Here is a 15,569-nt window from a genome sequence, read left to right as displayed (position 1 = left end):
GGGTTATGAGGGGGGCATGGCATTTCCGTCCCGCGCTATGCGCCGCCTTGCCCTGCCGGTCCTTCTGGGGCTGGCGATCCCCGTCATCGGCCAGGTTCCCGGCCAGACCGACAATCGTTCGGTGCCGCAGGGCATGCCGGTGTCCGCCAGCGTGGCGCCTCCCCCCACGACGCCAGCGGCCGATCCGCTCGCCCCGCTGCCGCCGATCCCCGGCGTCGATCAGACGCCCTGGCTCTACAAGGGCTCGGACCTGCCGCAGGACAAGATGTGGAAGTTCGGGCGACTGGCCAATGGCCTGCGCTTCGCGGTCCGCCGCAACGGCGTGCCGCCGGGGCAGGTGGCGGTGCGGGTGCGCATCGATGCGGGCGCGCTGAACGAGCAGGCGTCGGAGCGCGGCTTCGCCCATCTGATCGAGCATCTGTCCTTCCGCGGATCGCAATATGTGCCGGACGGCGAGGCCAAGCGTATCTGGCAGCGTCTGGGCGCGACCTTCGGCTCGGACTCCAACGCGTCCACCACGCCGACCCAGACCGTCTATCAGCTCGACCTGCCCGGCGCGACCGAGGCGGGGCTGGACGAGAGCCTGAAGATCCTGAGCGGCATGATGGCCGCGCCCTCGCTGACCGCCCAGTCGCTGAATGCCGAGCGCCCGGTGGTGCTGGCCGAACGCCGCGAGCAGCCGGGGCCGCAGGTCCGCTATTCGGACAAGCTGCGCGAGACCTTCTTTGCGGGGCAGCCGCTGGCCGAACGTTCGCCGATCGGCCAGCTCAAGACGCTGGAGGCCGCGACGCCCGAGACGGTGAAGGCGTTCCATGACCGCTGGTATCGCCCCGAACGCGCGGTCGTCATCATCTCGGGCGACATGGATCCGGCGCTGCTGGCCAGGCTCGTCACCAAGAATTTCGGGTCGTGGCAGGGCGTCGGCCCCAATCCGCCCGATCCCGATTTCGGCAAGCCGACCGCCGATGCGGCCGTAGCGGGCGCGCTGGTGGAGCCGTCCATGCCGCCGGTCGTCGCCATGGCGGTGCTGCGCCCGTGGCAGTATCAGGACGATACCGCGATCTTCAACCAGAAGCGGATGGTCGACATGGTCGCCGCCCGCCTGATCAGCCGCCGTCTGGAAAATCGGGCCCGCGCCGGGGGCAGCTTCCTACAGGCCAGCGTCGCGCTCGACGATGTGTCACGCTCGGCCAATCTCACCACGGTCAATGTCGTGCCGATCGGCGACAATTGGGAAGCCGCGCTGAAGGATGTGCGGGCGGTCGTCGCCGATGCGATGGCGACCCCGCCGACGCAGGGCGAGATCGACCGCGAACTCGCCGATTACGACGCGATCCTGCGCAACCAGGTCGAAACCGCGCGGGTCGAGGCGGGGTCGAAACAGGCCGACGACATGGTCGGCGCACTCGATATCCGCGAAACGGTGACGGCGCCCGAGACGAGCTATCAGATCCTGCGTCAGGCGATCGACAAAAGGATGTTCACGCCCGACACGGTGCTGGCCTCGACGCGCAAGATTTTCCAGGGCACCGCGACCCGCGCGCTGGTCAACACCCGCAATGTGCAAGCCGATGCGGTCGCCAGGCTGACCGCCGCGCTGAAGGCCGATGTCCGCCCGCTCGCCGAACAGCGTCGCCGTCAGGGCACGGTGACCTTCGCTCAGCTCCCCAAGCTGGGTACCCCCGGCAAGGTCGTATCGCGCGAGAAAGTCTCCGAGCTGGGGCTGGAGAAGGTGACCTTCGCCAATGGCACGCGGCTGCTGCTGTTCGCCAATGACGGCGAGACGGCCCGCGTCTATCTGCGGGTCCGGTTCGGGCGTGGCTATGACGCCTTGCCCGCGAACCGGGAAAGCCCGGCCTGGGCGGCCGACCTCGCGCTGGTCGCGGGCGGCATCGGCAAGTTCGACCAGGGCGATCTCGACCGGCTGACCGCCGGGCGGACCATGGGGCTGGACTTCGACGTCGATGACGATGCCTTCGCCTTCAACGCGCTGTCGTCGCCCGGCGATTATGCCGACAACCTCAAGCTGATGGCGGCCAAGCTGATCGCGCCGCGCTGGGACGCGGCACCGGTCAACCGGGCCAAGGCGGCGATGCTGGCGGGTTATGACGGGTTCGACTCGTCGCCCGACGGCGTGCTCGGCCATGATCTGGAGCGGTTGCTGCGCGACGGCGATCCGCGCTGGGGCACGCCGCCGCGCGACGCGGTGGTGGCGACCACGCCCCAGTCGTTCAAGGCGCTCTGGGCCCCGCTGCTCGCCTCCGGCCCGATCGAGGTGTCGGTGTTCGGCGACGTGAAGGCGGACGAGGCGATCAAGGCGGTGGCCGACAGCTTCGGGGCGATCCCGGCGCGTAAAGGCACGACCGGCCCGGTGCCGCCGATCCGCTTTCCCGCGCATGTCGCCACGCCCGTCGTCCGCACCCATACCGGCCCGGCGGATCAGGCGGCGGCGGTGATCGCCTGGCCGACCGGCGGCGGTTCGGCCGACGACCGCATCCGCAACCGGCTGGACGTGCTGGCGCAGGTCTTTGCCGACCGGCTGTTCGACCGGCTGCGGTCGCAGGCGGGGGCCAGCTACAGCCCGCAGGTCGCCAGCCAATGGCCGATCGGCCTGCCCGGCGGCGGGCGGATGATCGCCATCGGCATGGTCGCCCCCGACAAGGTCGACTTCTTCCTGTCGACCGCCCGTTCGATCGCCGCCGATCTGGCGTCCAAGCCGATCGACGCCGACGAACTGCAACGCATCAAGCGACCCATGGCGCAGCGGCTCGCGCGCATGGCCTCGGGCAATCTGTTCTGGATGCAGCGGCTGGGCGGTGCGACCTATGATCCGCAACGGATCGAGGCGACCAAGCGTCTGGCGCAGGATTTCGTATCGATCGGTCCGGCCGACCTGCAGGCGGTCGCGGCGAAATATCTGCGCCTGGATACCGACTGGACGCTGAAGGTGGTGCCAAGGGCCAAGTGATCCTCCCCGCTGGCGGGGAGGGGGACCGCCGCGTAGCGGTGGTGGAGGGGGTGTGCCGATAGGGACGTCCTATGGGGAAGTCCCTCCGTCAGGCCTTCGGCCTGCCACCTCCCCGTGCCGGGGAGGAACCAGTCGCTTTCCCGCACGTTTTTCGCGGCAACCACCTTTGTGCGCCGCAATATCCGCGCCGCCCTTTCGCTTTGCTTGGCTTTCGGCTATGGCGCGCGGCGACATACCCTCCGAACAAGAGAAATTTGCATGAGCCTCCGCAACGTGGCGATCATCGCGCACGTCGACCATGGCAAAACCACCCTGGTCGATCAGCTGTTCCGCCAGTCGGGCACCTTCCGTGACAACCAGCGCGTCGAAGAGCGCGCGATGGATTCCAACGACCTCGAAAAGGAGCGCGGGATCACCATTCTCGCCAAGCCGACCTCGGTCGACTGGACTCCCCCGGGCAGCGACGAGTCGATCCGTATCAACATCGTCGACACGCCCGGCCACGCCGACTTCGGCGGCGAGGTGGAGCGCATCCTCTCGATGGTCGACGGCGTCGTCCTGCTGGTCGATTCGTCGGAAGGCGCGATGCCGCAGACGAAGTTCGTGACCGGCAAGGCGCTGGCGCTGGGCCTGAAGCCCATCGTCGTCGTCAACAAGGTCGACCGTGCCGACGCGCGTATCCAGGAAGTGCTGGACGAAGTGTTCGACCTGTTCGTCTCGCTTGACGCGAATGACGAGCAGCTGGACTTCCCCGTCCTCTACGCCTCGGGCCGCAACGGCTATGCCTCGACCGACATGGACGCGCGCGAAGGCACGCTGATCCCGATGTTCGAGACGATCGTGAATCACGTGCCCGCTCCCAAGGTCGAAGTCGAGGACGTGCCCTTCACCTTCCTGGTGACGCTGCTCGACCGCGACAACTTCCTGGGTCGTATCCTGACCGGCCGCGTCAACTCGGGCACGGTCAAGCTGAACCAGGCGATCCACGCGCTCGACGCCGATGGCAACATCGTCGAGACCGGCCGTGCGTCGAAGATCATGTCGTTCCGTGGCCTGGACCGCGTGCCGGTCGAGGAAGCCAAGGCGGGCGACATCATCTCGCTGGCGGGTCTGGCGGTCGCCACCGTGGCGAACACCATCGCCGACACCAGCGTCAGCGAGCCGCTGAAGGCGCAGCCGATCGATCCGCCGACGCTGTCGATGCGCTTCGCCGTCAACGACTCGCCGATGGCGGGCCGTGAGGGCTCGAAGGTCACCAGCCGCATGATCCGCGACCGCCTGATGCGCGAAGCGGAATCGAACGTCGCGGTGAAGGTCACCGAGAGCGACGACCGCGACAGCTTCGAGGTTGCCGGTCGCGGCGAACTCCAGCTGGGCGTTCTGATCGAGACGATGCGCCGCGAAGGCTTCGAGCTGGGCATCAGCCGCCCGCGCGTGCTGTTCGGCGAGGATGAGGACGGCAAGAAGACCGAGCCGTACGAAACCGTCATCATCGACGTGGACGAGGAATATTCGGGCACGGTCGTCGAGAAGATGAACCTGCGCAAGGCCGAGATGACCGACATGCGTCCCTCGGGCGGCGGCAAGACCCGCATCACCTTCTCGGCGCCGTCGCGCGGCATGATCGGTTACCACGGCGAGTTCCTGTCGGACACGCGCGGCACCGGCATCATGAACCGCCTGTTCGAGAAGTATGGCCCCCACAAGGGCAAGATCGAAGGCCGTAAGAACGGCGTTCTGATCTCGAACGGCGCGGGCGAAGCGCAGGGCTATGCCCTGGGTCCGCTCGAAGAGCGCGGTATCCTGTTCGTCGGTCATGGTGAGGCACTCTATGAGGGCATGATCATCGGCGAGAACGCCAAGACGGATGACCTCGAGGTCAACCCGATGAAGGCGAAGCAGCTGACCAACTTCCGCGCGTCGGGCGGCAAGGATGACGCCATCCGCCTGACCCCGCCGAAGAAGATGACGCTGGAACAGGCCATTGCGTATATCGACGACGACGAGATGGTCGAAGTGACCCCGAAGTCGATCCGTCTGCGCAAGCGCTACCTCGACCCGAACGAGCGCAAGCGTGCGGCTCGCTCGAAGGCGGCGTAATCAGGCTAGCCAGTCAGGAACGGGGCCGGACGGAAACGTCCGGCCCTTTTTCGTGGGAGCGACCATCGACATTGCCAATCGCCCAACCCGGCGCGCCGATTATATCGCAAATCCGATCACAGAATGCGGACAAGTCCGTTAGCGCGATAGGGGTTCGTGCGATATTGAAAGCGCCATAGGGAGCAGGAGGGGTTTTATGGCGCTGGCAATCGAGATTGGTGTGACCTGGTTGGCCGCTTCGGTCGTGTTCGGTTACGCGATCGCACGGACGATCCCGGCGATCCGCTGATACCCGTTTTCGGCTTTCCGTCGCTCTTCTCCGGCAAGGGGGCGGAATGCCGAGCCTGAAACATGAAGCTGATCGACTCGCGACTAGGCGCTGAACGGAGGGTACGAGGTGGCGGCAGCGCCGTTAGCGACCGGCCCCGCTTGCATCACGCCGCGTGCGACAAAGTGCCTAACTCAGCATCCAAGGCCGCACCCAGGTCGGCCCAGATATCCCGCACATCCTCCAGCCCGACCGACAGCCGGACCAGATCGGGCATGATGCCATGCGCGATGAGCTGTTCGACCGGATAGGTGGAATGGGTCATGCTGGCGGGATGCTGGATCAGCGTCTCGGCATCGCCCAGCGACACGGCGCGCTGGATCAGCTTTAGCCGGTTCATCACCCGCTTGCCCGCCTCGAACCCGCCGCACACTTGAAAGGCGATCATGCCGCCGGGCAGCGCCATCTGACGCCGGGCTAGGTCATGCTGGGGGAAGTTCTCCAGCCCCGGATAATGGACCGCATGCACCGCCGGATGCGCCTGAAGCCGCTCGGCGATCGCCTGTGCCGAGGCGGCATGACGCTGTACGCGGAGTTCCAGCGTCTTCAGGCCGCGCAGGATCAGCATGGCGTTGAACGGGGACAGCACCGCGCCGGTCATGTCCTTCACGCCGAACAGCCGAACCTGCTGGATATCCGCCGCCCGGCCCAGCACCATGCCCGCCACCAGATCACCATGTCCGCCCAGATATTTCGTGGCGGAGTGCACGACGAAGTCGGCACCCAGCGCGATCGGGCGGGTGATGACCGGTGTGGCATAGGTGTTGTCGACCACGCTCCACGCGCCATGCGCCTTGGCGAGGGCGCAGACCGCCTGGATATCGACCAGCCGCATATTGGGATTGGCGGGCGTCTCGAAATAGACGAGCTTGGTGTCCGGCCCGAACGCCGCCTCGACCGCGGCGATGTCGGTCATGTCGACATGGGTGACGCGGATGCCGAACCGGCCCAGCCCATGCTGCATGAAGGCGAAGGTGCAGCCATAAAGCGTCATGTCGGTCAGGATTTCGTCACCGGGACGCAGCAGCGTCCACAGGGTGGCGGTGATCGCCCCCATGCCCGATGCCGTGCCCAGCGCCGCTTCGGCGCCTTCCAGATGCGCGATGCGCCGTTCCAGCAGGTCGAGCGTCGGGTTGGAGATGCGGCTATAGACATGGCCCGGTGCCTCGCCCGAGAAGCGCGCCGCGCCGTCTTCCGCGCTTTCGAAGGCGAAGGTCGAGGTCAGGTGAAGCGGCGGGGTCAGCGCGCCCTCATGATCCTGGGGATCATAGCCATGATGGATGGCGGCGGTCGCGAAACCGAAGGGGGCGGGGGTCGACATGGTAGACAGGCTTTCTCTGCGTGATGCCACTATTCTAGGGCGGAAGCCACGCGCCGAAATTGCGTTCTTTGCCAATCATGCATGCCGAATTGGCAGAATCTGCTAAGATCGGGCATGGACACCAAGGATCGCCAGATCGTTCGCCTGCTCCAGCAGGACGGACGCCTCACCAACCAGGAATTGTCCGAACGGGTCGGCCTGTCGCCGTCTCCCTGTCTGCGGCGGGTGCGGCTGCTCGAACAGGCGGGGGTGATTCAAGGTTATGGCGCGATCGTCGATCAGCAGCGCTATGGCCTCCCGGTGACCGCGTTCATTCGGGTTCGGCTGGAGCGCCATGCCCGCGATCTGGTGCAGCAGTTCGAGGAGGCGATCCGGCAACTGGACGAGGTGATGGACTGTCACCTGCTGACCGGGGATGCGGATTATCTGCTTCGGGTCATCGTTGCCGATCTGGAGGCCTATGAGCGCTTCATCCGCCGCAAGATGCACGCAATCGCCGGGATCGCCAGCCTGGATACCACCTTTGCCTATGGGGTGGTGAAGAGCAGCCGGACCTTTCCCGTCGATTGATCCCAGCCATTAATCCTCCCCTGTAGGGGAGGGTGTCCCGCTTCAAGGCGCATCACCGCCCTCGCAAAAGGTGCCCCCCCTTCGTCAGGCCTTTGGCCTGCCACCTTCCCTTGCAGGGGAGGAATGGGAAAGAAGGGCGCAAACGAAAAACGCCCCCCTTCCGCTGGGGAAGGAGGGCGTCTTGCCGTTCAGTGCCGGGGCGATCAGGCGCCGAAGGTGCGCTGCCACCAGCCGCGGCGCGGGGTTTCCCCGGTCGCGTTTTCGGCGTCGGTCTCCGTCGCGGCCGGTTCCTCGGCCGGAGTGGCCTCGGCGGCAGGGGCTTCCTCGGCGACCGGCTCGGCGGCGACCTTGGGGGCCGCCTTCTTGCGGACGCGCTTGGGCTTGGCCGGGGCTTCGGCTTCCGCCTCGGCGACCGGAGCGGCTTCCTCGGCGGCAACCTTGGGAGCGGCCTTCTTGCGGACACGCTTGGGCTTGGCCGGAGCTTCCGCCTCGACTTCCGCCACCGGCGCGACCGGAGCAGGGGCTTCCTCGACGACCGGCGTCTCGACCGTTTCGCTGACGACCGGCGCGGCCTTGCGGGCGCGCGGACGGCGGCGGGTCTTGGGCGCGTCACTCGCTTCGGCCTCGGCCACTGCGAGCGGGGTCGTCACCGGTGCGGCATCGCCTGCCTCGATCGGCTCGACGATCGGCAGCGGCGCGTCCGACGCGTCGTCATCCGACACGGTTTCGGCAGCGGTCTCGGCCGTGTCGTTCGCGGCACCCTCGCCACGACGACCGCCACGGCGACCGCGACGACCACGACGGCGGCGTCCGCCTTCGCGCGGCTCGGCTTCGGTGGCTTCGACCGTCTCGGCGGTGTCGTCCTCGGCCGATTCCTCGGCGTCGGTCTCGTCCTGCTCGGCCTCGTGCTGCCCAGCGTCGTCCGCCTGCTCTTCGCCCTCGGCCTGTTCGCTGCCTTCACCCTCGCCACGGTTGCGGCGACCACGACGGCGGCGACGGCGCTTGCGGCCATTGCCGTCGCCCTCGTCACGCGATTCGCGCGGGCGGGGCGCCTCGGTCGCTTCCTCCTCGACCTCGTCCTCTTCTTCCTCCTCGATCTCGTCGACCAGATCGTCCTCATCTTCCTCGACGGGAAGGAGCATGTCGATCTTGGGCGCATAGGCGGGCGGCGGGCCGGAGGCCTCGACCGTCATGCGCGCACCCTCTTCCTCGCGGTCGGGGATGATTTCGACGGTCACGCCGTAGCGATCCTCGATCTCGGCGATGTCGGCGCGCTTGCGGTTCAGCACATAGACGGCCGCTTCCTGGCTGGCGCGCAGCGTCAGGATCGAGCCGCGACCGCGCGCGGCCTCGTCCTCGATCAGGCGCAGTGCCGACAGGCCCGAGGACGAGGCGGTGCGGACCAGGCCGGTGCCTTCGCAATGCGGGCAGGGGCGGGTCGAGGCTTCGAGCACGCCGGTGCGCAGGCGCTGGCGGCTCATTTCCATCAGGCCGAAGGACGAAATGCGGCCGACCTGGATACGGGCGCGATCGTTCTTCAGCGCCTCCTTCATCGCCTTCTCGACCTTCCGGACATTGGAGTTGTTGTCCATGTCGATGAAGTCGATGACGACGAGGCCCGCCATGTCGCGCAGACGCAGCTGGCGCGCGATTTCCTGCGCGGCTTCCAGGTTGGTCGCGGTCGCTGTCTGCTCGATATTATGCTCGCGGGTCGAACGACCGGAGTTGATGTCGATAGAGACGAGCGCTTCGGTCGGGTTGATGACCAGATAGCCGCCCGACTTCAGCTGGACGACCGGATTGTACATCGCGGCCAGCTGGTCCTCGACATGCGCGCGCTGGAAGAGCGGCACGGCATCGGCATACTGCTTCACCCGACGGGCGTGCGCAGGCATCAGCAGGCGCATGAAGTCCTTCGCCTGGCGATAGCCTTCCTCACCCTCGACGATGACTTCCTCGATCTCGCGATTATAGATGTCGCGGATCGCACGCTTGATCAGGTCGCTGTCGCCATAGATCAGCGCGGGCGCCGACGAATGCAGCGTCTTTTCGCGGATGCCGTCCCACAGGCGCGCTAGATAGTCGAAATCGCGCTTGATCTCGGTCTTGGTGCGCTGAAGGCCCGCGGTGCGGACGATGCAGCCCATGGTCGAGGGCAGCTGCATCTCGGCCATGATGGTCTTCAGGCGCTTGCGGTCGGCCGCGTTCGAAATCTTCCGGCTGATGCCGCCGCCGTGCGACGTGTTGGGCATCAGGACGCAATAGCGGCCCGCCAGCGACAAATAGGTGGTCAGCGCCGCACCCTTGTTGCCGCGCTCTTCCTTGACGATCTGGACCAGCAGCACCTGGCGGCGATGGATGACGTCCTGAATCTTGTAGCGGCGGCGCAAATTCTGGCGACGCTGGCGCAGTGCCTCGACCTGATCGTCGTTGACGGTCGACTTGCGGGCGCGCGGCGCGGCCTCACCGTCCTCGTCATCGTGATGGTCGTCGGCGTGATCGTCATGATCCTCGCCGTCATGATCGTCATCATCCTCGGCGTCGAGTTCGGCGCGCAGCGCGGCCTCTTCCGCGGCATGCTCGGCCTCTTCGCGCAGCAGGGCTTCGCGATCTTCCTTCGGGATCTGGTAATAGTCGGGGTGGATTTCCGAAAAGGCCAGGAAGCCGTGACGGTTGCCGCCGTAATCGACGAAGGCCGCCTGCAGCGACGGTTCGACGCGGGTCACCTTGGCGAGGTAGATATTGCCCTTGAGCTGCTTGCGCTCGGCCGACTCGAAGTCGAATTCCTCGATCCGGTTACCCTTGACGACGGCCACGCGGGTTTCTTCCCGGTGGCGTGCGTCGATCAGCATACGCGTGGTCATTGTGAAGTCTCCACGCGCGCGCCGGGCCTGGTGGCAGCCGTCGCGCGCGGTAAATAAGGTGGGCGGCGGCGCGGGGCGCCGGTCCGCTGGAAAAAACGGAATGCGTGCCGGTCGCAGCCGCAGCATCGGCAACGGGGCCGGTGCGGACCCACGACACCGCGATCCCACCGGCAAAGGCCGGTCGGTCAGCGGGGTGGATCATATGCGTCATGCGAGCGTCAACCTGGTTGGTCCGGGCGCGAAATCCTCGCAGTCCCAGCCCTTTTAGAGATGGCCCCGTCCCGATCGTGGGAGAGGTGATCGAGGCCGGGGTCCGCAGGAGTGCTAGCATCATCGGAACGTTTGCGCAACAGGCGGAAATCTGCCGATCGAGCGGCCAAAACATGCCGAATTTTCGGTTAACCAATGGCCGAAAGCCTGGAGACAGGCACGTTTCGCTATCCCGGCGTTTCGATCCCCGGATCGTGGAAAAGGGTAAGCGGTAATGGCTTTTCGCTGGACCAGCGACGCACGGGCACGGCATGGACGCCGTGTCGTGCTGATGCTGTTCACATTCCTGATCGGGCTGTTCGCGCCGATGAGCGCGATGGCCGCGACGGTGCAGAAAGTGGTGGTGCGCGGCGCGCGCCTGATCATCCGGTTCGACACGCCGGTCAAACGCGCGCGCAGCGTCATGCTGACCGAACAGCGCCGCGTCGCGATCGACGTGACCGGCGCGTCGCCCGGCCCCGCCACGATCGACGACGGTGTGGTGCGCGGGCTGACCCAGACCCGGATCCAGCCCGGCGTCACCCGGCTGACCTTCGCGCTGGCGCAGGATGCGGCGATCTTCGACGGCGGGTTCGACGATGACGGCAAGACCCTGTCGCTGACGCTGAAGCCCATGGTCGGCCGCTATACCCAGGCGAGCTTTGCGGGCGTGCTCGACTTCTTCCCGTTCCATTTCCAGCGCAAGCCCGCCTACACGCTGACCGTCCCGGTGCCGAGCCCGTCGCGCGCCTTGCCGCTGCCGCGCGTGAAGGGGGCGGACAACCGTCCGCTGGTGGTGATCGACGCCGGGCATGGCGGGGTCGATCCCGGCGCGATCAATCCGCAGACCGGGCTGCGCGAAAAGGACGTGACGCTGGCCATCGCGAAGGAAATTCGCGACACGCTGGTCGCCTCGGGCCGGGTGCGCGCCGCGCTGACCCGCGAGGACGACCGCTACATCCTCCACCGCGAGCGTTACGGCATTGCGCGGCGGCTGCATGCCGACCTGTTCATTTCCATCCATTGCGACAGCGCAGGGGCAGGGGAAGCACGCGGCGCGACGGCCTATACCCTGTCCGACGTGGCCTCCGACAAGGAAGCCGCACGGCTGGCGGCGCGCGAGAACAAGGCGGACGTGATCGCGGGTGTCGACCTGGGCGGGAACAGCGACGTCTCCTCGATCCTGATCGACCTGACCCAGCGCGAGACGATGAACGCCTCGGCCAGCTTTGCGCGTCTGCTCGGCCGCGAGGCGCAGCCGCTCATCCCGGTCAAGCCGACCTTCCACCGCATGGCCTCTCTGATGGTGCTGAAGGCGCCCGACATGCCGTCCATCCTGTTCGAGACCGGCTATATCTCGAACATGCAGGACGCCGCGTTCCTCGCCAGCGAAGAGGGGCGCGAGCGGATCGCCAAGGCGGTACTGCAGGCGGTCGAAGTCCACTTCGCCCGGCGGATGGCGGCGCGGTAGAGCAGCATTGCCATCTTTCCCGTTTTTCCATCAAAATCGACAGTTTCGGGGAAAGTGACTGCGTCGCGCAGGGGCTTGCCGGTCGAGCATCTGGCCCCTTTCACCCGATCCGCGTAAAGGCGCGGGCATGATCCGCGTCTGTGCCCTGTATCGTTTTGCGTCCTTCCCCGACCCCGCCGCCTTGCGCGAACCCCTACTCGCCATCGCCGAGGCGAACGGGATTCGCGGCACGCTGCTGCTGGCGAGCGAGGGGATCAACGGCACGGTGGCGGGCAGCACACACGCGATCGAGGCGCTGCTCGCGCATATCCGGACGCTGCCGGGGTGTGCCGATGTCGACTATAAGGACTCGAGCGCCGAGACGATGCCGTTCCATCGGATGAAGGTGCGGTTGAAGCGCGAGATCGTGTCGATGGGCGTGGAGGGGATCGACCCCACGCGGGAGGTAGGCACTTACGTCGCGGGCGAGGAATGGAATGCGCTGATCGCTGATCCCGACACCCTCTTGATCGACACGCGCAATGATTACGAGGTCGCGATCGGCACGTTCGACGGCGCGGTCGATCCGGGGACGCGCAGCTTCCGGGATTTCCCCGACTGGTTCCGCCAGAATCGCGACGAACTGATGGCGGGCAAGTCCAAGGTCGCGATGTTCTGCACCGGCGGCATACGCTGCGAAAAGGCGACGGCGTTCCTGAAGGCGGAAGGGGTGGCGGACGTTTTCCACCTCGACGGCGGCATCCTGAAATATCTGGAGACGATGCCGGAAGAGAAGAGCCGCTGGAACGGCGAATGCTTCGTCTTCGATGCGCGCGTCGCGGTCGGCCATGGGCTGGCGCAAGGATCGCACGGCTTGTGCCATGGTTGCCGGATGCCGGTCAGCCCGGAGGATCGCGCCTCGCCGCTCTATGTCGAGGGGGTGAGCTGCCCCGCCTGTCACGGCACGCGCGACGCGGAGCGGCTGGCGGCCTATGCCGAACGGCACCGTCAGGAAGCGCTGGCGGCGGCGCGGGGGCAGGCGCATGTCGGCGCACGCTATCCGTCCGCGGAAGATGCGCGCGACGAACCGCAGCCCCTGTAACGCGCAACCGATCCGCAGGCGGGTGGCAAGCCGGGGCGAACCTGCTACACGAAGCCCCGCAAAGCCATGGCCGTCGAAACCTTTTCCCCCTCCGAACCCGCCGAACCGCCGCGTCGCCCGCTCTGGCGCCGCTGGTGGGTGCGGGTGCTCGCCGTCCTTGCGCTGCTCGCGGCGATCGGTGGCGGCGTGTTCTGGTTCGTGTTCATCCGCGACCTGCCCTCGGTCGACGCGCTCAAGGCCTATGAGCCGCCGCTGCCGACCCATGTGCGCGGAATCGACGGCACCCCGATCCAATCCTATGCGCGCGAGCGCCGGGTCGAGCTGTCCTACAATGAATATCCGCCGCTCCTTGTCCGTGCCTTCCTGGCGGCGGAGGACAAGAGCTTCTTCGAGCATGGCGGCGTCGATTATCCCGGCCTGGCGGGCGCGGTCATCGACTATGCCAAGAAATTCGGGAGCGGGCGGCGCGCGCGCGGCGGTTCGACCATTACCCAGCAGGTCGCCAAGAACCTGCTGATCGGCGACGCCTATTCGCCGACCCGCAAGATCAAGGAGGCGATCCTCGCCTATAAGATCGAGGACACGCTGACCAAGCCGCAGATCCTGGAGCTGTATCTCAACCAGATCGCGCTCGGCCGGAACGCCTTTGGCGTCGAGGCGGCGGCCCATGCCTATTTCGACAAGGAACTGGACGAGCTGACGCTGGGGCAGATGGCCTATCTGGCGCTTCTGCCCAAGGGACCGGCCAATTACGATCCCGTTCGCCACCCCGACCGCGCGCTGGAGCGCCGCGCCTATGTGCTGCGCGAGATGCTGTCGAACAACTTCATCACCCGTGCGCAATATGACGCGGCGATGGCCGAGCCGCTGGGCACCGTGCTGCGCCGCACGCCCAAATATGCGCAGGTCGGCGGCTATTTCGTCGAGGAGGTCCGCCGCCAGCTGATCAAGCGCTATGGCGAAAAGGCGGAGAGCGGACCGAACAGCGTCTATGACGGTGGCCTCTGGGTGCGCACCTCGCTGGATACCCGGTTGCAGGATCTGGCGGCCGAAGCGTTGCGCGACGGCCTGATCCGGTTCGAGGGCGGGCGCGGCTGGTCCGGGCCGATCCGGCATGAGGATATCGAGGACGGCAACTGGCAACAGGTGCTGCTGAACACCAATATCGGTCTCGACTATCGCGACTGGCGCGCCGGGATCGTCACCGCCAAGACCTCGGGCGAGGCGACGATCGGCTTCGCCAATGGCCGCACCGGCACGCTGCCCCGCAGCTTCGCGCAGATGCCGCGCCGGGGCACGGCGGCGACCGCGTTCAGCGCGCTGAAGGTCGGCGACATCATCGCCGTGTCGCCGGCGGGCGAGCAGTTCCAGCTGCGCTCCATCCCGCGCATCTCGGGCGGCTTCGTCGTCGAGGAGCCCGCGACCGGCCGCGTGCTGGCGATGCAGGGCGGCTTCGACGCCCGGCTCCAGGCGTTCAACCGCGCCACCCAGGCCGAGCGTCAGCCGGGCTCGACGATCAAGCCCATCGTCTATTCCGCCGCGCTGAACAACGGCATGACGCCCGCCTCGATCATCGTCGACGGTCCGTTCTGCGTCGATCAGGGGGCCGGGTTGGGGACGAAGTGTTTCCGCAACTTCGGCAATTCGGCCGGGGCGGGGCCGCACACGATGCGCTGGGGCATCGAACAGTCGCGCAACCTGATGACCGTGCGGACCGCCTCGACCGTCGGCATGAAGAATGTCGTGGCGACGATCAAGCAGATGGGGATCGGCGATTTTCCGCCCTATCTCGCCTATGCGCTGGGCGCGGGCGAAACGACGGTGGGGCAGATGGTCAACGCCTATGCGATCCTCGCCAATAACGGGCGCGGCGGCGATCCCTCGCTGATCGACTTCGCGCAGGACCGGCACGGCAAAGTGATCTGGCCGGAAAACTGGCGCGCCTGCGACCGCTGCAACGCCGCTGATTATGACGGCAAGCCGATGCCGCGCCCGGTCTCGCGCCAGCGCCAGGTGCTGGACGCGATGACCGCCTATCAGATGGTCCACATCACCGAGGGCGTGATCCAGCGCGGCACGGCCACCGGCCTGCGCGACCTGAACCGCCCGATGTTCGGCAAGACCGGCACCAATAACGGCCCGACCGATGTGTGGTTCGTCGGCGGCACGCCGCAATTCGTCGGCGGCCTCTATATCGGCTATGACACGCCGCGCTCGCTGGGCGGCTATGCGCAGGGCGGGACCATCGCGGTGCCGATCTTCCGCCAGTTCGCCGAAAAGGCCTATGAGGGGCTCGAGAAGCTGCCCTTCCGCGCGGCGCCCGGCATTCGCATGGTCCGCATCGACCGCGCGAGCGGGCGGCCGGTCTATGGCACCTTCCCGACCGGCGACGATCCCAAGCCCGCCGTGATCTGGGAAGCGTTCAAGCCGGAGAGCGAGCCGCGCCGCCGCGCGCGCCGTGCCGCGGCTGCCGAGGCGCCCGCGACGCCGACCGGCCCGGCTCGGCCAGCGCCCCCGCGCGACAGCGATTTCTTGCAAAGAGAAGGCGGAATCTACTAGCCCGCTTCCCATATTCGTTTTGCCGTCCCCGTTCGGGCGGCCGTACGACCGATTCGGA

At 66.9% G+C, this 15,569-nt stretch carries 8 protein-coding genes; 6 read left to right on the top strand and 2 right to left on the bottom strand.

Going from position 1 to position 15,569, the window contains the following annotated elements; translation table 11 throughout:
* Window positions 1-16 precede the first annotated feature (16 nt).
* Window positions 17-2,968, top strand: a complete 2,952-nt coding sequence (locus GGQ89_RS06520; protein WP_240456528.1) for a M16 family metallopeptidase — start codon at window positions 17-19, stop codon at window positions 2,966-2,968.
* Window positions 2,969-3,226: 258 nt separating this feature from the next.
* Entirely contained in the window at window positions 3,227-5,068 is a 1,842-nt protein-coding gene (gene typA / locus GGQ89_RS06515; RefSeq protein ID WP_042489612.1) for a translational GTPase TypA, read from the top strand.
* A 434-nt stretch (window positions 5,069-5,502) separates the two neighbouring features.
* On the opposite strand, the gene GGQ89_RS06510 is transcribed toward typA, so the two are convergent.
* Complete coding sequence (locus tag GGQ89_RS06510; RefSeq protein WP_184105006.1) at window positions 5,503-6,717, bottom strand: methionine gamma-lyase; 1,215 nt, start codon at window positions 6,715-6,717, stop codon at window positions 5,503-5,505.
* A 114-nt stretch (window positions 6,718-6,831) separates the two neighbouring features.
* Between GGQ89_RS06510 and GGQ89_RS06505 the strand changes: the two genes are divergently transcribed.
* The gene (locus GGQ89_RS06505) at window positions 6,832-7,287 is read left to right on the top strand and encodes an Lrp/AsnC family transcriptional regulator (protein ID WP_056436604.1); all 456 of its coding nucleotides are present in this window, start codon (window positions 6,832-6,834) and stop codon (window positions 7,285-7,287) included.
* 203 nt (window positions 7,288-7,490) lie between these two features.
* Here GGQ89_RS06505 and GGQ89_RS06500 read toward each other — a convergent pair whose 3' ends face one another.
* Entirely contained in the window at window positions 7,491-10,151 is a 2,661-nt protein-coding gene (locus GGQ89_RS06500) for an Rne/Rng family ribonuclease (RefSeq protein ID WP_221238871.1), read from the bottom strand.
* Window positions 10,152-10,635: 484 nt separating this feature from the next.
* Here GGQ89_RS06500 and GGQ89_RS06495 point away from each other — a divergent pair, with 484 nt between their 5' ends.
* The 3 genes from GGQ89_RS06495 (at window position 10,636) to GGQ89_RS06485 (ending at window position 15,511) form a co-directional block, all read left to right on the top strand.
* Window positions 10,636-11,871 carry an N-acetylmuramoyl-L-alanine amidase family protein gene (locus GGQ89_RS06495; RefSeq protein WP_184105004.1) on the top strand — a complete coding sequence of 412 codons (1,236 nt, stop codon included), beginning with the start codon at window positions 10,636-10,638 and terminating at the stop codon, window positions 11,869-11,871.
* A gap of 127 nt (window positions 11,872-11,998) precedes the next feature.
* A complete protein-coding gene (trhO, locus tag GGQ89_RS06490) occupies window positions 11,999-12,952 on the top strand; it encodes an oxygen-dependent tRNA uridine(34) hydroxylase TrhO (protein ID WP_184105002.1) in 954 nt (317 codons plus the stop codon).
* Window positions 12,953-13,018: 66 nt separating this feature from the next.
* A complete protein-coding gene (locus GGQ89_RS06485) occupies window positions 13,019-15,511 on the top strand; it encodes a penicillin-binding protein 1A (RefSeq protein ID WP_221238870.1) in 2,493 nt (830 codons plus the stop codon).
* The last annotated feature ends 58 nt before the right edge of the window (window positions 15,512-15,569 follow it).

Source organism: Sphingomonas yabuuchiae (assembly GCF_014199595.1).
Taxonomy (GTDB): Bacteria; Pseudomonadota; Alphaproteobacteria; order Sphingomonadales; family Sphingomonadaceae; genus Sphingomonas; species Sphingomonas yabuuchiae.
This window is presented reverse-complemented; position numbering and strand designations above follow the sequence as displayed.

What these genes read in the sequence shown, in the direction of transcription:
- GGQ89_RS06520 (WP_240456528.1), top strand. Translation starts at nt 17, where the DNA reads ATGGCATTTCCGTCCCGCGCTATGCGCCGCCTTGCCCTGCCGGTCCTT.
- typA (WP_042489612.1), top strand. Translation starts at nt 3,227, where the DNA reads ATGAGCCTCCGCAACGTGGCGATCATCGCGCACGTCGACCATGGCAAA.
- GGQ89_RS06510 (WP_184105006.1), bottom strand. Translation starts at nt 6,717, where the DNA reads ATGTCGACCCCCGCCCCCTTCGGTTTCGCGACCGCCGCCATCCATCAT.
- GGQ89_RS06505 (WP_056436604.1), top strand. Translation starts at nt 6,832, where the DNA reads ATGGACACCAAGGATCGCCAGATCGTTCGCCTGCTCCAGCAGGACGGA.
- GGQ89_RS06500 (WP_221238871.1), bottom strand. Translation starts at nt 10,151, where the DNA reads ATGACCACGCGTATGCTGATCGACGCACGCCACCGGGAAGAAACCCGC.
- GGQ89_RS06495 (WP_184105004.1), top strand. Translation starts at nt 10,636, where the DNA reads ATGGCTTTTCGCTGGACCAGCGACGCACGGGCACGGCATGGACGCCGT.
- trhO (WP_184105002.1), top strand. Translation starts at nt 11,999, where the DNA reads ATGATCCGCGTCTGTGCCCTGTATCGTTTTGCGTCCTTCCCCGACCCC.
- GGQ89_RS06485 (WP_221238870.1), top strand. Translation starts at nt 13,019, where the DNA reads ATGGCCGTCGAAACCTTTTCCCCCTCCGAACCCGCCGAACCGCCGCGT.